Origin of the sequence: Kitasatospora sp. NPDC127067 (assembly GCF_042724755.1) — a bacterium.
Lineage (GTDB): Bacteria > Actinomycetota > Actinomycetes > Streptomycetales > Streptomycetaceae > Kitasatospora > Kitasatospora lactacystinica.
Genome location: NZ_JBHXEM010000071.1, coordinates 11,861 through 30,608 on the forward strand (window position 1 = coordinate 11,861; position 18,748 = coordinate 30,608).

Consider the following 18,748-nt stretch of genomic DNA (forward strand, 5'->3'; position numbering starts at 1 on the left):
TTCCGTTTTCCCCGGGCTGGGATGATCGTCCGATGTTCCCCTCGGACGCCCCGCCGCTGCCCAGCGCCGCGCCCCTCACCAGTGCCGCCGCCGCCCGCTGGCGCGCCGCCCGGACCGCCTGGCGGCTGGACAGCCGGTGGCTCGCGCTGCTGCCGATCGCCTTCCTGGCCCTGGCCGCCGCGGTGGAGCCGGACAGCGGAGGGGCCTGCAACGCCCAGGGCATCTGCCGGGAGACCTGGGGCGAGACCCTGGCCCTCTGGACGCTGCTGGCCGAGGCCGTCCTGCTGGTCGGCCGGCCCCGCGTCCGGCCGCTCGTCCCGGTCGCCGCCCTGGCCCTGTTCTGGTACCTCCCGAACGGCCTGGTCACCCCGCTCGCCCGCTGGTCCGCCGTGCTGCTGCACCTGCTGCTGGCCGCCGTCCTGATCGGCGCGGACCTCGGCCGCCGCCGCGCCCGCCAGCAGCTCGACGAACTGATGGCCCCGCCCGTCCCCTTCCCCTGGACGGCCGCCGGCGCGCCCTCGCCCGTCCACCCCCCGCACGCTCCGGTCGGGCGGCGGGTGCTCGGCGTGCTGTTCCTGGTCGCCGCCGCCGCGCTGCCGTTGTACGGCCTGTGGGCGCAGTCCCAGCAGGAGGAGCGGGACGGCGCGGCCGTGCGGGTCACCGGCACCGCGGGGGAGTTCGACCGGGACGGCCTGCTGACCGTCCACTACCAGGACCCCCACCGCGGTGACGCGACGGTCGCCGCGCCGCCCGGCGCCGCCGCCGGGCCCACCGCGAAGCTGGACGTGTGGTGGGCCGAGCGACCGCAGCCGGGCCAGGCGGTCCCGCTGCTGCTGGACGGCGACCGGGTCCGCGCGCTGGGCGACGACTACGACCTGTCCGGCGAGGCGCTCCTCGGCGGCCTGCTCGCCCTGCCCGGCCTGCTGCTGCTCGGCTCCGCCCTGGCCCACGACGCCCGCCGCACCCGGCCCGCCTTCGAGGGCACCGCACCCGCCCTGGCCGTCCGGGTCCGGGCCGACGCCCAGGGCGACCTGCTGGTGCTCCCGGTGGACGGCCCGGCGGACGGGCCCGCGCTGTGGCGGCTGAAGGAGTGGGAGCGCTACTACTGGGCCCGGGAGGGCCACCCGGACATGCCGGACCGCCCGGGCCCCGGCTGGCTGCCCGAGCACCCCGACCTGGAGGGCTACGAGGAGGACTACCCCGAGTCGGGACTTCGGCACGACCCGGCCGAGGAGGAGTACGGCGAGCTCTTCGAGCGCGCCACCCCGGACCAGGCCGCCGCCTGGCTGGCCCGGGCCGGCCGCAGCGTCCCGGCCGTGCTGTACCGCGGCCCGGACGGCCCCGACCAGCAGCTCCTGGTCCGCCCGGCCCTGCTGGACGGCGACCCGCACCGGGTGGCCTCCGTGGTCGCGCCCGTCGCCCGGGCCCCGCGGCTCGGTCGGCGCTCCGGGCGCTACCGCGAGCGCGAGCTGGCCGTCGCCGCGCTGACCGCCGAGACCGTCGCCGCCGCCCCCGAGGCCGGCTCGGACGCCCGGCCGCTGGACGCCTGCCGCTGGGAGATGCCGCTGCCGCTGCGGGCGGCGGCCGGACCGCTGGCGGCGCTGCTGGTCGTCGCCGCCGTCGTGCTGCTCGACGACGACGGCTGGTGGGAGGGGCTGGTGCGCCCGCTGTGGATCGGCTCGCTGGCGATCCACGCCTGCGCCCAGACGTTCTCCTGGCAGCTGGTGGCCGACCGCGACGGCCTGCGGGTGGCCACCGCGCTGCGCACCCGCAGCTACCGCTGGGCGGAGATCTCGGCGGCGGCGGTGCACCGGAGCCTGCTGACGATCCGGCTGCGCGGCGGCCGGGAGTTCTCCTTCTTCAGCCGCCCGGCGGCCCGGCTGGCCGCCTTCTTCGGCGGGCGGTACGACCCGGCGGCGGTGGCCCGGACCGTCGCCACCGCCGCCCACCGCCCCGACCTGCGGCCGGCGCAGGCCCTGCCGGACCGGCTGGGCGGCCCCCAGCACCTGGTGAACCGGCTCGCGCTGACCGGTTACGCGGTGTTCACCGTCGCTCACTACGCACTCTGAACCCACCCCGGACCGGCACCGGATCCACACCGCTTCCGGCCCGCGCGTAAGGGGGAGTACGGTGTTCTTGATCACAGCACCGGTGCCGCGCCGCGAGGCGTCCCCGGCCGCCCAGACCGGGACAAGACGGGGACGCGTCCGCACCGGTACGGTTGGCCCCGATGAACACCAAGGCTGCTGAGGAGCTGCCGGCTGTTTCCGTGATCATGCCGGTGCTCAACGAGGAACGTCACCTGCGCACGGCGGTCCGCCGCATCCTGGACCAGGAGTACCCCGGGCCGATGGAGGTGGTGATCGCCCTCGGCCCCTCCACCGACCGCACCGCGGAGATCGCGGCCGAGCTGGTGGCCGAGGACCCGCGGGTGCGGACGGTGGCGAACCCCACCGGCCGGACGCCGGCCGGGCTGAACGCCGCGATCCGGGGCTCACGGCACCCGATAGTCGTGCGCGTGGACGGCCACGGCCTGCTCACCCCCGGCTACATCACCACGGCGGTCCGGCTGCTCGGCGAGATGGAGGCGGCCAACGTCGGCGGCATCATGCACGCCGAGGGCGAGACCGAGTGGGAGCACGCGGTCGCCGCCGCGATGACCTCCAAGATCGGCGTCGGGAACGCGGCCTTCCACACCGGCGGCCTGGCCGGCCCGGCGGACACCGTCTACCTCGGGGTGTTCCGGCGCGAGGTGCTGGAGAAGCTCGGCGGCTACAACGAGGAGTTCATCCGTGCCCAGGACTGGGAGCTGAACTACCGGATCCGTCAGGACGGCGGCCTGGTCTGGTTCACCCCGCAGCTCAAGGTGACGTACCGGCCCCGCCCCTCGGTGCGGGCGCTGGCCAAGCAGTACAAGGACTACGGCCGCTGGCGCCGGGTGGTCACCCGCTACCACCGCGGCTCGGTCAACATGCGCTACCTCGCCCCGCCGGCCGCGCTGGCGGCGGTCGTCCTCGGGCTGGTGCTCGGCGCCGCCGTCCACCCGGCCTTCCTGGCGGTGCCCGGCGCGTACCTGATGGGCATCCTCGGCGGCGCCGCGGTCGAGGGCCGGGGGCTGTCGTTCAAGGCCAGGGCGCTGCTGCCGGTGGCCTTCGCGACCATGCACCTCAGCTGGGGCTTCGGCTTCCTGACCTCTCCGCGCTCGCTGGCCCGAAGAGTGATCGCCAGCGTCGGCCCGTCCTCCAAGGACGTGCTCTCGAAGACGGGTTGATCCCGGGGCGCGTCAGACCCGCCCTGGCGCCCGCTGATTCGTCCCGGCGGCCCGCGGCGCCGTGCGGCGCCGCTATCGTCGGTGCGCATGGCGACAGTTGAGGACGGGGCGGGTGCGGCCCGGATCGAGCCGAGCGCGGACGTCGACGAACGGGCCGCGATCGGCGCCGGGACGGCGGTCTGGCATCTCGCCCAGGTCCGCGAGGACGCGGTGGTCGGTGCGGACTGCGTGATCGGCCGCGGCGCGTACGTCGGCCCCGGCGTGCGGATCGGGGACCGGGTCAAGGTGCAGAACCACGCGCTGGTGTACGAGCCGGCGGTGGTCGAGGACGGGGTGTTCATCGGCCCGGCCGCCGTCCTCACCAATGACCGGTACCCCCGCGCGGTCACTCCCGAGGGCCGCCCCAAGGGCCAACACGACTGGCGGGCCGAGGGGGTGACGCTCCGTCGGGGCTGCTCGATCGGCGGCCGTGCGGTGCTGGTCGCCGGGGTGACGGTCGGCCGCTGGGCGCTGGTCGCGGCCGGCGCGGTGGTGCACCGGGACGTCCCGGACTACGCGCTGGTCGCCGGTGTCCCGGCCCGCCGGATCGGCTGGGTCGGCCGGGCCGGCGAGCCGCTGCGGCCCACCGGGGACGGCGGCTGGCAGTGCCCCCGGACCTCCGAGCGGTACCGCGAGGAGGGCGGAACCCTCCTGCCCGGCTAGCTACTTGGCGCAGACGTCGGTGTCGTCCGCCTGGACCCGCTGGAGGTCCTCGGGTGCCTCGGTGGGCACCGCCGCCGGGTTGGCGGCGGCCAGCACGTCCTTGCCGAGCACCAGCAGCAGCCCGCCCTTCGGGTCCGACTTCGCGGCCGGCCGGACGGCGTCGCCGGGCAGGCCGAGGGCGGCGGCCAGGGCCTGGGCCTCGGCCTCCCGGCCGGACGGGTAGGACACCGTGGTGGTCTCGGCGGGCGGCGCGTCGCTGCCCACCACGGCCTTGTCGAAGCCCTTCGCCCGGAGCTTCTCCACGGTCGGCCCGGACTGTCCGCGGGTGCCGCTGCCGTTGCGCACCGTCAGCTGGACGCCCTTGCCGGAGACGGGCTGGGTGGTGGCGGCCGGGGCGGGCGGCGGGGTCGCGGCGCCGGTGGCCGGGGCCTCGGCGGCGGGCGGGGCGCTCGGCGGGGCGGCGGTCTCGGTCAGCGAGCGGTCGGCCGCGACCATCGCGAACAGCTGCCCGGCGTCCGGCTGCTTGAGGATCACCCGGTTCTCGTCCTTGGGGTCGTCCAGGACGGGCGCGGTGGTGAAGGTGATGTTCTTGGTGTCCACCTTGCTGATGTCCAGCGCGAGGTCCTTGAGCTTGTCCACGCTGCCGATGCCGGAGTCCACGGTGAGCGCCTTGGTGGCGGCGTCCGCGAGCTTGTAGAGCTTGGTCGGGCTGGTCAGGGTGTCGTCGCTCTTGATCTTGCGGATCATCGAGCTGATGAACTGCTGCTGGAGCGGGATCCGGGTGAGGTCGCCGCCCTGGCCGACCGCGTGCCGGGTGCGGACGAAGGCCAGCGCCTCCTCGCCCTGGACCACGTGCCGGCCCTTGGTCATCTTGAGGTGGGAGCCGGAGTCGTTGATGTCCTTGGCCGCGCAGACCTCGACCCCGCCGACGGCGGTGGACAGGGTCTTCACCGCCTCGAAGTTGACCTGCACGAAGTGGTCGACCCGGATCCCGGTGTTCTTCTCGACGGTCTTCCAGGTGCAGCCCGCGTCGCGCCCCTCCTGGCCGAGGCTGTTGTTGAACTCCTCCCGCGCCGAGCCCTGGATCTTCTTCCCCTGGGCGTTCTGGCACTCCGGGATCGGCAGCATCAGGTCGCGCGGGAGGCTGATCACCGTCGCGTTGGTGCGGTCCTTGGCGATGTGGAACAGCAGCGTGGTGTCGGCGTGCCCGGTGCTGCCCTCGTCGCCGTACTCCCGGCCGAGGCCCTCCCGGCTGTCCGTGCCGATCACCAGGATGTTCAGCGCGTCCCCGGCGGCCGGGGGCCGCTCGGACTCGTCGCCCAGCTGGACCTTGACCGAGGTCAGGTTGTCGTTGAAGTGCCGGTACAGGTAGTACGCCCCGCCGCAGCCCGCCACCATCACCAGGGCGCCCGCCCCGGCCGTCCACTTGAGCGCCCGTCGGCGCCGGCTGCGCTTGGCGAGCGCGGCCGCCCGCCGCCGGCTGTCCCGGCGGCCCTCCGGGGCCGGTGCCGCCGGTGCCTCGACGGCCCGCCGGCGCTGCCGGGGGACGCCGGGAGCCGGGTCGACCCGGTACCGGCCGCCTTCCGGTTGCTCCTCGTGCACGGGGGTTCCCTACCTTCGACCGGTCACGGCTGCGGACCGCCCGTACGGACGGGCCGATCCGGACACACTAGACGAGCCGAACGGGGGAGTCGTTCCCGGTGTGATCTCCGCCATGTTCCGGCAGGGCGGGGATAAATACCGCTCGTGGCCGAGCAATTGCGGAAACGTCCGGATCGGCCGACGGGGCCGGACCGGGGTGCGCCGGTGCGGTCGGGGGCCGGCCGGTTCAGTGCGGGGCGCAGGCGTCCACGTCGGCGGTGCGTCCCTCGAAGGTGGGCGCGGCGCTCGCGGAGGGTGACGCGGTCGCCGTCGCCGAGGCCGTCACCGCCGCCGCCGCCTCGGCCGTCGGGCCGGAGCCCGGGGACGGGGACGGGGACGGGCCCGACGAGGGCGAGGACCCGGGCGGCCGGACGGCGACCGGCCGGTCGTCCCGCAGCGCCGCGAACAACTGGCCGGTCTGCGGCTGCACGAACTCGTCCCGGTCCGAGTCGTAGCGGTACGGGCGGCGCGGCGCGGTCAGGAAGACCACGTCCGCCGAGGGGACGCCGCGCAGGTCCTGGGTGAGGTCGTACAGCGCGCCGAGCGAGGACAGCCCGCCGTCCGCCCGCACCGAGGAGGTCGCGGCGTCCAGCACCGGCCACAGCTTCGCCGGGTTCAGCAGCACGCCCTGCGACTGCGCCTTGCGGATCAGCGCGGCCAGGAACTGCTGCTGGCGGCCCATGCGTTGGGTGTCGCTGCCGTCGCCCAGGCTCTCCCGGGCCCGGACGTAGCCGAGCGCCTGCTCGCCGTGCAGGGTATGCCGGCCGGCGGGCAGGTCGAGCCTGGCGTCCTTGTCGTGGATCGGCTGCGGCACGCACACCTCGACCCCGCCGATCGCGTCCACCATCGTCTTGAAGCCGCTGAAGTCGAGGATCACGTAGTGGTCGATCCGGATGCCGCTCAGCTTCTCGACGGTCCGGATGGAGCAGGCCGGACCGCCCGTCTCGAAGGCCCGGTTGAACTGCATCAGCGCGGGCTTGCTGCGGGTGCCGTCCGGCTTCTCGCAGGCGGGGACGGAGACCATGACGTCGCGCGGCACCGAGACCGCCGTCGCGTGCCTGCGGTCGGCGGCCAGGTGCAGCAGGATCGTGGTGTCCGAGCGCTCGGTGCCGCTCCCACCGCCGTACGAGGCGTTCGCGCCGGAGCGGTCGTCGCTGCCGATCAGCAGGATGTTCTCGGCGCCCCGCGCCCCGGCGGTGCGGCTCGGCCGCTCGGCCTCCAGCCGGGCGAGCAGCCGGTCGGTGGCCGAGTCGGTGCGGATGTTGCCGTCCAGCTTGCGGTAGGCGATCCAGAGCAGCGCGCCGGTGGCGACCAGCAGGAACGCGACGGCGCCGGCGGTGATCATCAACCACCGCCGGCGCCGTCGCGGGCGTCCGGTCCCGTCGGGAGGGGTGTCGGTCGGCGGGCCGTCCTGTGCGGGGCCGTTCGCCGGGGGAGTGCCGGTCGGGGGGTGCGCGGTGTCGTCCTCGGCCATGGCAGCGATCCCTACCCGCCGGGCCCGCGCCGGGGGTTAGCCGAGGCGCAGTGTCACCCGTTCGGATTCCGTCCGCTTCTCCCACTGCCCGGCGTCCAGCGCCTGCGAATTGCGGCACAGCACCACCGAGGCACCGGCCGCCAGCGGCGCCAGCAGACCGGCCTCCAGACCGGCCCAGTCGTCGTACGCGAGGGTGGACAGGACGCGGTCACCGGGCTTCAGGCCGAGCCGCGCCGCGCCCTCCCGGGCCAGCGCCACGGTCTGCTCGCCCGTCAGCTTCAGCGGCAGCCCGTCCACCGCGGTCTCCAGCGCCTGCCCGTCCGGGGCGACGGGGGAGTACGGCGCGAAGCGGTCGCCCTGGCCGGGCACCTCGGCGGCGTAGTCCAGGAACCCTTCCGGACGCTGCGGGAAGCGGCCGCCGAGCGGGCGCAGGGCGAGCGCGACCCGCTCGCCCTCGCAGGCCTGGGCGGCCTCCAGCCCGTCCGGGCCGCTGACCACCAGGTCGGCGGCGGCCGGGTCACCGCCCGGGACCGCCGCTACCCCGACCGACCAGCAGGCCAGCAGCCAGACGGCGCTCTGCCAGTGGGCGGGCAGCAGCAGCGCCGCCCGGTCGCCGGGGCCGGCGTTCAGCTCGTCCTGGAGGAGGTTGGCGGTCTTGGCGACCCAGTTGTCGAAGGTGCGGGCGGAGAGCTCCACCCGTTCGCCGGTGGCGTCGTCGTAGAAGGTGACCAGCGGGGCCGCGGGATCGACCGAAGGGGTGCCGCCGCGCAGGAATGCGTGCAGCAGCTCGACGGGGGTGCGGGCATCGGCAGCGAAAGGCGCAGTCATGGTGCGCCCCAGCCTACGGCCTTCGGGTGGGAGGCCGGGAGGGGCGGCCGAACGGGCGCGGAGCGGCGTGGCGGGCGGTCCGGTTTGCGGCGACGATCCGGTTTATGCGCCTCTCACTCCCGGCCGCCCTGCTCGCCGGATGCACCGCCGCCCTCCTGCTCCAACCCGCTGCCACCGCGACCCCCTCGCCGACGCCGCAGCGCCGCGAGTTCGCCGGCGGCGGCTCGACCACCACCTTCCCGCTGCCCGCCGGGACCGGCCTCGCCGCGCGCGGCACCCGACCGTTCGAACTCCTCGGCCTGGGCTGGGACGGCCCGGCGGACGCCCTCGCCGGGGCGGTGCTCCGGGTCCGCACCCGGGACGCGGCCACCGGCCGCTGGAGTGCCTGGCACCGGCTGGAGGCCGGTCCCGAGGACGGCCCCGACCACCCGGCGCACGGCGCCACCGCCCCGCTCTGGACCGGCCGCAGCGACGGCGTCGCGGTCGAGGTCCGGCCCGGGCCCGCCGGAGTCCCGGCCGGGCTGCGGCTCGACCTGGTCGACCCGGGGAACGGGGCCGCCCCGGCGGGCGTACGGACCCTGCCCGCGGAGCCGCCGTCCGGGCCGTCGACGGACCCGCCCGCCAATCCGCCGACGGACCCGCCGACCGGGCCTCCCGTGAATCCGCCGACGGACCCGCCGACCGGGTCGCCGACGGACCCGACCGCGAACCCGCCGACGGCCTCGCCGACAGATCCGCCGACCGGGTCTCCCGTGAATCCGCCGACGGACCCGACGAACGGGGCGCCGACGGAGCCGCCCGCGAACCCGCCGACGGGGCCGTCCACCGAGCCGGGGCCCAAGGGCCAGGCTCCGCGCCCGACGATCGTCACCCGGGCCGGCTGGGGGGCCGACGAGTCACTGCGCGAGCGGGACTTCGTGTACACCGGCCCGGTCCGCGAGGTCTTCGTCCACCACACCGACACCGCCACGGACTACGCCTGCGCCGACGCCCCCCGGGTGATCCGGGCGATCTACCAGTACCACGTGAAGACCAACGGCTGGCGGGACATCGGCTACAACTTCCTGGTCGACCGCTGCGGCACCGTCTACGAGGGCCGGGCGGGCGGCGTCGAGCGGTCCGTCCAGGGCGCCCACACCCTCGGCTTCAACGCCGACTCCTCCGGCGTCGCCGCGCTCGGCACCTATGTCGACGGCCGGCCGCCCCAGCCGCTCGTCGACGGCCTCGCCGCGCTCGCCGCCTGGAAGCTCGGCCTCGAAGCCCAACCCGCCGACGGCCGTACCAAGCTCACCTCCTCCTCGGGCGCCAGCCGCTACCCCAGGGGCAGCGTCGTCGAGTTCGACGCCGTCTCCGGACACCGCGACGCCGTCGCCACCGAGTGCCCGGGCAACGCCCTCTACGCCCTGCTCCCCGCTCTGCGCACCGCGGCCGCCCTCCTCCAGACCCGCTGACCTCTCGCCGCGTCCGGCCGGTGCCGCCCCGGGCCCGTCCGACCCCGCGCGCACCGCTCCTCCCCGCCCCTTCCCCGTGTCCCGACCGGGCACGGGGAAGGGCCGGGGAGGCGATGTCGTCCGGCGGACCCCCGTCGTCCCGCTCGCCGCCCCCGCGGGTCTGTCCGACCCCGCGCGTATCGTTCATGTCCGGAGGCGACGCGGGAGGCGACAGCGGTGGAAGCGGTACGGCGCTGGCGCCCGGGCTTCCCGCTGGACGTGGCCCGCACACTGCTCCCGCTGCGCCGGGGCCCCGCCGATCCGGCGTACCGCAGCACCGGTGACGGCGCCGTCTGGCGCGCCTCCCGCACCCCGGCCGGCATCGGCACCCTGCGGGTGCTGCCGCGTCCGGCCGCCGGCGAGGTCGAGGCGAGTGCCTGGGGCCCGGGTGCGGACTGGCTCCTCGACCGCCTCCCCACCCTGCTCGGCGCCGACGACGCCCCGGAGGCGCTGGTCCTGCCGCCCGGCCCGCTGCGGGACGCCCAGCGCCGTACCGCCGGGGTCCGGCTGGCCAGGACCGGTCTGGTGCTGGAGTCGCTGGTCCCGGCGATCCTGGAGCAGAAGGTCACCACCGACGAGGCCTACCGCGCCTGGCGCACCCTGCTGCGGGACTTCGGCACCCCGGCGCCGGGCCCGGCCGAGGGCATGCGGGTGGCACCGTCGGCCCGCGAGTGGGCGCTGGTGCCGAGCTGGGAGTGGCACCGGGCGGGCGTGGACCCGAAGCGCTCGGCGACGATCATGCGCGCGGTCCGGCTGGCGCCGCGGTTGGAGGAGGCCTCGGCGATGGGCCACGAGGAGGCCTTCGCCCGCCTCACCGCCGTCCCGGGCATCGGGGTCTGGACGGCCGCCGAGACCCTGCAGCGCAGCAACGGCGATCCGGACGCGGTCTCGGTCGGGGACTTCCACCTGCCCGATCTGGTCGGCTGGGCCCTGGCCGGCCGCCCCCGCAGCGACGACGCCCAGATGCTGGCGCTGCTGGAGCCCTACCGTCCCCAGCGCTACCGCGTATGCCGCCTCCTGCTGGCCACCGGCGTCCACGCCCCCCGCTACGGCCCGCGCCTGACCCCCAACGACCACCGCCGCCGCTGACCCGGAAACCCTCCTGGTGCACACGTTCTGCGGAAGCATCTGGACGATCCGACCGTCACCATGGCCGAGCTGCCTCACCGCCCTCACCGAGCTGGGGGACGACCCGTTCGCCGACGGACCCGACGTCAAGAAGCCGGCCGGCAACGATGACCTCTACCGGCTCAGCGTCGGTGATTTCCGGGTGATCCATCAGGTGCGCGGCGACGTGTTGGTGATCCTCGTCGTTCACGTCGGCAATCGCCGCGACGTCCACCGCGGTCTCTGAACCTCCCTACCGCACCGCGATGAAGGCGTCGGCGCCGCGCTCCGGGCGGGCCTTCGGCGGCTCGGCGGGGCGGCCGACGGCGACGGCGCCCATCGGGTCCCAGTCGTCCGGGAGGTCCAGCGCCTCGCGCACGGTGTCGCGGCAGAACATGGTGGACGAGACCCAGGCGGAGCCGTAGCCCTCGCCGGTGAGCGCGACCAGCAGGTTCTGCACGGCGGCGCCGACGGCGACGGTGAACATCTCCCGTTCGGCGGTGGCCCGGCGCGGGTCGGGGTAGTCGTGCGAGCCGTCCGTCACCAGGCAGGGCACCACCAGGTAGGGGGCGTCGCGCAGGACGTTGCCGCGGGCGGTGCGCCGGGCGATCCTCGCCTCGTCCCAGCCGTCGAGTTCGCGCAGGTCGCGCTGCCAGGCGGCGAGCATCGCGTCGAGCAGCCGCACCCGGGTGTCCGCCGACTCCAGCAGCACGAACCGCCACGGCGTGGTGTGGTGCGGGGCGGGCGCGGTGACGGCGGCGGCGACGGCGCGGCGGACGGCGGCCGGGTCGACCGGTTCCGCGGTGAAGGAGCGGACGGTGCGCCGCAGGGTGACGGCCTGCCGCAGCGCCTCGGAGGTGCCGAGCCGGAACATGTCGTCGACGGAGGGCCGGACCAGTGGCCGGACGCCCTCGCCGTCCTCGGCGGTGACGAGGTGCCCGAGTCCGCGCACGACCGCCACCGGGACGCCGGTGGCCTTGCCCTTCACCAGGTCGGCGGCGGCGGCGAGTTCGTCGGCCGTCGCGGTGACGGTCATCTCCAGCTGGTTGCCGTGGCTGTCGGTGCGGCCCCGGTGGTCCTCCAGGACGGAGAGGCCCGCGGCGCCGATCGCGACGTCGGTCAGCCCGTTGCGCCAGGGCCGTCCGAAGGTGTCGGTGACGACGACGGCGAGCCGGCGGCCGGTGAGCTGCTGGAGCCGGGCCCGCAGCGCCCGCGCGGAGGCGTCCGGGTCCTCGGGCAGCAGCAGTACGGTGCCGGGGGCGGTGTTGGAGGCGTCGACCCCGGCGGCGGCCATGATGAAGCCGTTGCGGTTCTCCACGATCCGGATCGGTCCGCGCCGGGCGACCAGTCGGACGGTCTCGGCGTCGATCGCGTCATCGCGGTCGGTGGCGTGCAGCAGCCGGTCCTCGGCCTTGCTGACGATCTTCGAGGTGACCAGCAGGATGTCGCCGTCCTGGTACGTCCCCGCTTTGGCGATGAGCTCGCCCAGGTCCGCCCCCGCCTCGATCTCGGGGATGCCGCCGACTCCGAGGACCTCCAGCGTCACTTCCGCACCTGCTCCGCCAGCGCCAGCGCGGTGCGCGCCATCTCGGCGGTGGCCTCGATGTCGGTCATCAGCAGCGGGACGGCCCGGCAGGCGATCCCGGCGGCCTCGACGGCGGCCACCGAGGCCTCGTCGGCGCTGTCGACCAGCCACCCGTCGAGAAGGCCCGCCCCTCGCCCGTCTCCGCTCTCGCCCGGGCCGCTTCGCAGCGCCGCCCTGCTGCCGTAGTTCAGCGCGACCGCCTCCGCGGTGGCCTCGACGCCGACGGCGGCGAGCACCTTGTCGGCCATGCCGCGCACCGGCGCCCCGCCGATGATCGGGGAGAGCCCGACGACCGGCGCGGGCGCGGCGGCGACCGCCTCCCGGATGCCGGGGACGGCGAGGATGGTGCCGATCGAGACCACCGGGTTGGACGGCGGGAAGAGGATGACGTCCGCCCCGGCGATCGCCTCCAGCACGCCGGGCGCGGGCTTGGCGGTGTCCGCGCCGACCGCGACGATCGCCTCGGCGTCCACCGCGGCGTGCAGCTTGACCCAGTACTCCTGGAAGTGGATCGCCCGGGTGCCCTGCTCGTCGGTGATCCGCACGTGGGTCTCGACCCGGTCGTCGCTCATCGGCAGCAGTCGCACGCCCGGCTTCCAGCGCACGCACAGCGCCTCGGTGACCTGGGTGAGGCTGTACCCGGCGGTGAGCATCTGGCTGCGCACGAGGTGGGTGGCGAAGTCCCGGTCGCCGAGCCCGAACCACTCGGGGCCGACGCCGTACGCCTTCATCTCGGCCTTGATGGACCAGGTCTCGTCGGTCCGGCCCCAGCCCTGTTCCTCGTGGATGCCGCCGCCGAGGGTGTACATCACGGTGTCGAGGTCGGGGCAGACCTTGAGGCCGTAGAGGTGGATGTCGTCGCCGGTGTTGCCGATGACGGTGATCTCGTCCTGCGGTCCGACCGCCGCGCGGAGTCCGCGCAGGAAGCGCGCCCCGCCGATTCCGCCTGCCAGTGCCACGATGCGCATGGGACTCATCCTGCCACGGTCGGACCCTCCGTCAGCCCGTGATCAGTGCGACCCGGCCTGTGCCTGCTGCTCGGGGTGCTGCTCGGGGACGGCGGCGGCGCCGTACTGGTTCATCTCGGTCAGGCCCGGGGTGTAGAGGTGGATGGAGACGGCGGGTTCGAGCGCGCCGTTGACGACCTCGTGCAGGTAGCCGGAGGAGAACACGCGCTGCCCACCGGGCCGCAGGGCGCGGGCGCCCTCGCCCGCGTGGGTGAGGGAGCGCTCGATCAGCTCGCCCTTGACGACGCTCATCACGCCGGAGGACTCGCCGTGGTCGTGGAAGCCGCTGGACTGGCCGGGCAGCCAGCTGAGCAGCCAGACCTCGTAGCCGGGGCCGGTCTCCAGCCGGGCGTACCAGCGGGTCAGCGCGTCGTAGCGGACGAGCGGCTCCCAGCGGGTGCGGTCGGCGGCGATCTCGCGCACCAGCCGGGCGTACCCGGCGACGGTGGTGGGGTGGGCCGGCAGGTCGGTGCGGGCCAGGTGCGGGAAGGCGAGCGGGTCGCCGGCGATGGAGACGTCGCTGAGGCCGTCGGCCCACTGGCGGGTCCGGGGGCCGGCGGGGGTGCCGGTAGGGGCGGTGGCGGGGCCGCGGTGGGCGAGCTTGTTGCGGTCGCGGTTCCGCTTGCGGATGCGGATCATGCGCACGGGAGTCGTCCTCGGAGGAGTCGGCCGGTTCGTGGGATCGGCCGGATCCGGATGTCCTGGGACGGGAATCGCGGGCGGCCTCTGTGCTTCCTGGGGGCGGCGCGCGGTGGGACGCGGGCGCCTAGATACAGCAGGAACAGAGGCGACAACAAGAGTTCACGGCACGGCGGAGGGTGGAACCGCTCCGGGGGCTGGCGAACTCTGACATAGAAGCAAGGACACCGCATCCGCGGGGGCGGTGTCAAACCAAAGGATGCGGCATTCGAGTGGGTTAGGTCCGGATCTTTCCCTGATGGGGTGATTCATCACTCTCTATGTTTCGATGGGAAGATCGCCGGGAAGGCAGCCCGATGACCGGCCTGTGGCGGTGACCGGGCGTCACCTGCTGAATGGTTGCGGATGGTTCGGCACTGTTCAGGACCTTGAGGCAGAAGGTCCGATGTGTCCGGATATGTACACTATTCGTAACGGCTTGGTGCCAGGGAGTGAATCCCGGCCCCAATACCAGAGCTCGGCTTGACTGGGCCAGAGTGACGCAACTGTAATTTCACTCGTGTCGTCGGCCGCACGAGGCAACGGCAACCACGGGGACGCCAAGTAGGGGCAGAGGAGGCGCGCCACATGAGCGAGCTCTTTGAGCTGTTGATCGGGGACGGCATCGCGGAGGACGAGGAGGAACTCGGCTGGCAGGAGCGCGCGTTGTGCGCCCAGACCGACCCCGAGTCCTTCTTCCCCGAGAAGGGCGGCTCGACCCGCGAGGCCAAGAAGGTCTGCCTCGCCTGCGAGGTCCGCTCCGAGTGCCTGGAGTACGCGCTCGCCAATGACGAGCGCTTCGGCATCTGGGGCGGTCTCTCCGAGCGCGAGCGCCGCCGGCTCAAGAAGAGCGCGGTCTGACGGGCGGCCCCGACCCTCGCTGACCCTTCGACAGCGACGGACAGCCGCACAGCCGTACGGGCGCCTCACCGCGGTGGTGGGGCGCTTTCGTGTTCCCGGGGCCCCCTTCACGGTCTCCGCACGCACACCCCGGACGAAGCGGCCACCCGGAGCCGTTAGTGTGGTGCGCCATCCGGTTGCCGTTCACCGGCTGTGTCCACCGAGAACTGGGGCCCGCGCACGCGATGACCGTCTACAGCCACCAGAGCGGCTCCACCGCTTCCCGGCCGCCCGCCTACCCGCGCCACCTGGTCACCGCCGTGATCGTCTCGCACGACGGCGCCCGCTGGCTGCCGCAGGCCATGGCCGGCCTGCTCGGTCAGGACCGCCAGGTCCAGCGGATCCTCGCCGTCGACACCGGATCCACCGACAACTCTCCGCAACTGCTCGCCGACACCCTCGCCGACTGGCTGCCGGACAGCGGCCCGCTGGTCCTCGGCCGCCGGGCCGGCTTCGGCACCGCCGTCGCCGAGGCCGTGTCGAGCAGCGCGCCCCTGCGTCCGGAAGACCTGCCGTACCGGCTCGACCCCTCCGGCTACGACCCGGTCACCGGCGGCTGGGACGACTTCGGCGACCCGCTCGCCCAGGAGGACGACCTCGGCCGCGGCGGCCCCCGCGAGACCCGGCCGGTCGAATGGCTCTGGCTGCTGCACGACGACTGCGAACCGCAGACCGACGCGCTGCGCCGGCTGCTCCAGGTCGCCGACTCCACCCCCAGCGCCGCCGTGGTCGGCCCCAAGCTGCGCAGCTGGTACGACCGCCGCCAGCTGCTGGAGGTCGGCGTCACCATCGCCCACTCCGGGCGCCGCTGGACCGGCCTGGACCGCCGCGAGCAGGACCAGGGCCAGCACGACCAGGTCCGCCCGGTGCTCGCCGTCTCCAGCGCGGGCATGCTGGTGCGCCGGGACGTCTTCGAGGAGCTCGGCGGCTTCGACAGGGCCCTCCCGCTGATGCGGGACGACACCGACTTCTGCTGGCGGGTCAACGCCGCCGGCCACCGCGTGGTGGTCGCCCCCGACGCCGTGCTGCGGCACGCCGAGGCGTCCTCCCGCGAGCGCCGCGCGATCGACTGCGGCCCCTCCCACCCGCACCGGGTGGACAAGGCCGGCGCGGTCTACACCCTGCTCACCAACTGCAAGGGCGCGCTCTTCCCCTACGTCCTGCTGCGGCTGGTGCTCGGCACCCTGCTGCGGGCCGTCACCAACCTGCTCGGCAAGGACCCGCGCCAGGCCTTCGACGAACTCGCCGGCCTCGGCCACGAACTCGTCCGCTTCCCGAGGCTGTTGGCCGCGCGCAAGCGCCGTGCCCGGTCCCGGGCGGCGGACGCCCTGGACGACCGCACGCTCTTCCCGGCCCCCGGCGCCACCACCCGGCTGGCGGTCGAGGGCGTCGTCGGTTCGCTCGGGATAGGGGGCGGCGACGACAGCGGCCGGCACGGCTCGGCCGAGGCCGGCGGCGACGAGGACGCCGAGGACCTGGTCGTCGAGCAGTTCGCGCTGCTCAAGAAGCTCGCCCGGCGCCCGGCGCCGGTGCTGTTCGCGGCCGTGCTGGTGTTCGCCCTGATCGCCTGCCGCGGCCTGTTCGGCAGCGGCGAGCTGTTCGGCGGCGCCCTGCTGCCCGCGGCCGACGGGGCCAGCGGCCTCTGGTCGATGTACGCGGACGCCTGGCACCCGGTCGGCACCGGCTCCACCGCCGCCGCGCCGCCGTACCTCGGCGTGCTGGCCGTGCTCTCCTGGCTGCTCTTCGACCACGCCGACCTCGCGCTCACCCTGATCGTGGTGCTCGCCGTCCCGCTGGCCGCGGTCAGCGCCTACCTGGTGTCCCGGCCGCTGCTGGACTCCAAGGTGGTCCGCGCCTGGGCCAGCGCCACCTACGCGCTGCTGCCCGCCGCGACCGGCGCGCTCGCCCAGGGCCGGATCGGCACCGCCGTGCTCGCCGTGCTGCTGCCGCCGCTGGCCCGCGCCGCCGCCATCGCGGCCGGCCTCGGCATCCGGGACGAGAGCGCCGCCAAGGGCGCCCGCCCGGGCTGGCGCCCGGTCTGGATGGCCGTCCTGCTGCTCACCCTGGCCACCGCCTTCGTCCCGCTGACCTGGGCGCTCGCGGTGCCGCTCTGCCTGGCGATGCTGGTCGTCGCGGTGCTGCGCGGCGGCGCCTTCGGCTCCGGCGGCGCGGCGCTGCGCCTGCTCGGCCTGCGCGTCCTGGTGATCCTGGCGGTGCCCGTCGTGGTGCTGGCGCCGTGGTCGCTCGCGGTGCTGTCGCACCCGCAGCGGCTGCTGCTGGAGGCCGGGCTGCCCGGCCTGCACGGCAGCGGCGCGAGCGCGGCCGGCCTGCTGCTGGTCAACCCGGGCGGCGCCGGCGTGCCGCCGATCTGGCTCTCGGCGGGTGTCGTGCTCGCCGCGCTGGCCGCGCTGCTGCGCGCCGACCGCCGCCGCGCGGTGCTCGTCGCCTGGGGTGCGGCCGGTGCCGGCCTGGTCTTCTCGGTCGCGGTGGCGGGCACCTCCGTCACCCCGGCCTCCGGCGGCCCGGCGGTGCCCGCCTGGGCCGGTCCGGCCACCCTGATCGCCGGCATCGCCCTGCTGGCCGCCGCCGCGATCGGCGCCGACGGCGCCAACGCCCGCGTGGCCGGGATCGCCTTCGGCTGGCGCCAGCCGGTGGCCGCCCTGGTGGTGGCCACGGCCGTGCTGGCGCCGCTGGGCACCGGCCTGTGGTGGGCGCTGACCGGCGCCGGCGGCCCGCTGCACCGCGGCCAGGCCGACCAGGTCCCCGCGTTCATCGCCGAGGAGGCCGGCACCACCGACCGGGCCCGCACCCTGGTCGTCACCGGGGAGAAGAGCGGCGGCGCGGTCCGCTACACCGTGCTGCGCGGCGCCGGGCTGACGCTCGGCCAGGCCGAGTCCACCGTCGACCCGGCGTCCGGCACCCAGGACGGCCTGAACAAGATGGTCGGCAGCCTGCTGGCCGGGTCCGGTGCCGACCAGGCGAGCGCGCTGGCCGGCTACGGCATCGCCTACGTGCTGGTCCAGCAGCCGGTGATCGACGTCTTCAAGGACGTCCTGGACACCACCCCCGGCCTGGTCAAGGCCAACCAGGACGGCGCCGCCGCGCTCTGGCAGGTCAACGGCACCCCCGCGGTCCGCGCGGTGATCACCGCCCCGGGCGCCAACCCGGTGGTCGTCCCGTCCGGGGCCCGCGACCTGTCCGCCACCGTCCCGGCCGGTCCGGACGGCCGGGTGCTGCGGCTCGCCGAGTCCGCCGCCTCGGAGTGGAAGGCCACCGTGGACGGCACCGCGCTGGAGCCCACCACGGTCGACGGCTGGGCGCAGGGCTTCAAGCTCCCGGCCGCCGGCGGCAAGCTGGCCGTCACCCGGGAGGGCGGTGCCGCCCACACCGGCTGGATCTGGGCCCAGGTGCTGCTCGGCCTCACCATCCTGGTGCTGGCCCTGCCCGGCCGCCGCAGCCACAAGGACGACGACCTGCCCGAGGAGGCCGTCGCGGCCGCCGCGCTGGCCGCCGCCGCCCAGGCGCAGGCCCCCGCCCCCGGCAGCCGCCGGGCCCGCCGGATGGCCGAGCGCGGCGAAGGCGGCGAGGGCGCCGACGGTGCAGAGGGCGGTGCCGACGAGTCCGGGGTGTACGACCGGCCGGGCGCGATCCCGGCGCAGCCCGCCGGCGAGCCGGTGACCGGAGCCGTCCAGGCGGCCGCCGCCATCCAGGACGCCGAGCAGTACACCGACCCGTACCAGGCGTACCAGCAGGCCGACCCGTACAGCTACGACCAGTACGCGGCCCAGCAGCCGGTCGCCGCGCCGTACGGCGGCCAGGGCTACGACGCCCACGGCTACGAGAACCACGGGTACGACGGCACCCGGCCGCAGGGCTACGAGCAGCCGTACCAGCCCGAACAGCAGCAGCCGTACGGCTACGACGCCCACGGGTACGACGGCCACCAGCAGCAGCCGGAGCAGCAGCCCTGGCTGCCTGGCCAGCAGCAGGGCGAGCCCTACTACGACCCGAACGACCCCAACGGCCCCGGCCGGTACCCGCACCAGCACGGATCGGGGAGCTGAC

General features: G+C 75.2%; 14 protein-coding genes. 8 read left to right on the top strand and 6 right to left on the bottom strand.

Annotated elements, in window-relative coordinates:
- Nucleotides 1-32 precede the first annotated feature (32 nt).
- From ACFWJ4_RS25760 to ACFWJ4_RS25770, 3 genes are all read left to right on the top strand, one after another.
- Nucleotides 33-2,069 (top strand): hypothetical protein, encoded by a 2,037-nt coding sequence (locus tag ACFWJ4_RS25760; protein WP_380547421.1) that lies wholly within the window; start codon nucleotides 33-35, stop codon nucleotides 2,067-2,069.
- A 161-nt stretch (nucleotides 2,070-2,230) separates the two neighbouring features.
- Nucleotides 2,231-3,271, top strand: coding sequence for a glycosyltransferase family 2 protein (locus ACFWJ4_RS25765; RefSeq protein ID WP_359910112.1), 1,041 nt, complete (start codon nucleotides 2,231-2,233; stop codon nucleotides 3,269-3,271).
- A gap of 87 nt (nucleotides 3,272-3,358) precedes the next feature.
- Nucleotides 3,359-3,973: an acyltransferase gene (locus tag ACFWJ4_RS25770; RefSeq protein ID WP_380547424.1), complete on the top strand. Its 615-nt coding sequence runs from the start codon at nucleotides 3,359-3,361 to the stop codon at nucleotides 3,971-3,973.
- Here ACFWJ4_RS25770 and ACFWJ4_RS25775 read toward each other — a convergent pair whose 3' ends face one another.
- The 3 genes from ACFWJ4_RS25775 to ACFWJ4_RS25785 all read right to left on the bottom strand — a co-directional run bounded on the left by ACFWJ4_RS25775 (nucleotide 3,974) and on the right by ACFWJ4_RS25785 (nucleotide 7,916).
- On the bottom strand, nucleotides 3,974-5,575 hold the full coding sequence (locus ACFWJ4_RS25775) for an LCP family protein (RefSeq protein ID WP_380547427.1): 1,602 nt from the start codon (nucleotides 5,573-5,575) through the stop codon (nucleotides 3,974-3,976).
- Nucleotides 5,576-5,801: 226 nt separating this feature from the next.
- Nucleotides 5,802-7,088: an LCP family protein gene (locus tag ACFWJ4_RS25780; protein WP_380547430.1), complete on the bottom strand. Its 1,287-nt coding sequence runs from the start codon at nucleotides 7,086-7,088 to the stop codon at nucleotides 5,802-5,804.
- A gap of 36 nt (nucleotides 7,089-7,124) precedes the next feature.
- On the bottom strand, nucleotides 7,125-7,916 hold the full coding sequence (locus tag ACFWJ4_RS25785; protein WP_359910100.1) for a TIGR03089 family protein: 792 nt from the start codon (nucleotides 7,914-7,916) through the stop codon (nucleotides 7,125-7,127).
- Nucleotides 7,917-8,020: 104 nt separating this feature from the next.
- Here ACFWJ4_RS25785 and ACFWJ4_RS25790 point away from each other — a divergent pair, with 104 nt between their 5' ends.
- The 3 genes from ACFWJ4_RS25790 (at nucleotide 8,021) to ACFWJ4_RS25800 (ending at nucleotide 10,760) form a co-directional block, all read left to right on the top strand.
- Complete coding sequence (locus ACFWJ4_RS25790) at nucleotides 8,021-9,367, top strand: N-acetylmuramoyl-L-alanine amidase (RefSeq protein WP_380547433.1); 1,347 nt, start codon at nucleotides 8,021-8,023, stop codon at nucleotides 9,365-9,367.
- 216 nt (nucleotides 9,368-9,583) lie between these two features.
- Entirely contained in the window at nucleotides 9,584-10,495 is a 912-nt protein-coding gene (locus ACFWJ4_RS25795) for a DNA-3-methyladenine glycosylase family protein (protein WP_380547436.1), read from the top strand.
- A gap of 16 nt (nucleotides 10,496-10,511) precedes the next feature.
- Nucleotides 10,512-10,760: a type II toxin-antitoxin system RelE/ParE family toxin gene (locus ACFWJ4_RS25800; RefSeq protein ID WP_380547439.1), complete on the top strand. Its 249-nt coding sequence runs from the start codon at nucleotides 10,512-10,514 to the stop codon at nucleotides 10,758-10,760.
- Between the two features lie 6 nt (nucleotides 10,761-10,766).
- Here ACFWJ4_RS25800 and ACFWJ4_RS25805 read toward each other — a convergent pair whose 3' ends face one another.
- The 3 genes from ACFWJ4_RS25805 to ACFWJ4_RS25815 are packed head-to-tail and all read right to left on the bottom strand — an operon-like array spanning nucleotide 10,767 to nucleotide 13,750.
- A complete protein-coding gene (locus tag ACFWJ4_RS25805; protein WP_380547442.1) occupies nucleotides 10,767-12,059 on the bottom strand; it encodes a coenzyme F420-0:L-glutamate ligase in 1,293 nt (430 codons plus the stop codon).
- Nucleotides 12,056-13,066 carry a 2-phospho-L-lactate transferase gene (cofD, locus tag ACFWJ4_RS25810; protein WP_380547445.1) on the bottom strand — a complete coding sequence of 337 codons (1,011 nt, stop codon included), beginning with the start codon at nucleotides 13,064-13,066 and terminating at the stop codon, nucleotides 12,056-12,058. The genes ACFWJ4_RS25805 and cofD overlap by 4 nt, the downstream gene beginning before the upstream one ends.
- A gap of 42 nt (nucleotides 13,067-13,108) precedes the next feature.
- On the bottom strand, nucleotides 13,109-13,750 hold the full coding sequence (locus ACFWJ4_RS25815; protein ID WP_380547448.1) for a cysteine dioxygenase: 642 nt from the start codon (nucleotides 13,748-13,750) through the stop codon (nucleotides 13,109-13,111).
- A gap of 621 nt (nucleotides 13,751-14,371) precedes the next feature.
- Between ACFWJ4_RS25815 and ACFWJ4_RS25820 the strand changes: the two genes are divergently transcribed.
- A complete protein-coding gene (locus ACFWJ4_RS25820) occupies nucleotides 14,372-14,644 on the top strand; it encodes a WhiB family transcriptional regulator (protein ID WP_030062195.1) in 273 nt (90 codons plus the stop codon).
- 224 nt (nucleotides 14,645-14,868) lie between these two features.
- Nucleotides 14,869-18,747: a glycosyltransferase family 2 protein gene (locus ACFWJ4_RS25825; RefSeq protein WP_380547451.1), complete on the top strand. Its 3,879-nt coding sequence runs from the start codon at nucleotides 14,869-14,871 to the stop codon at nucleotides 18,745-18,747.
- The last annotated feature ends 1 nt before the right edge of the window (nucleotide 18,748 follow it).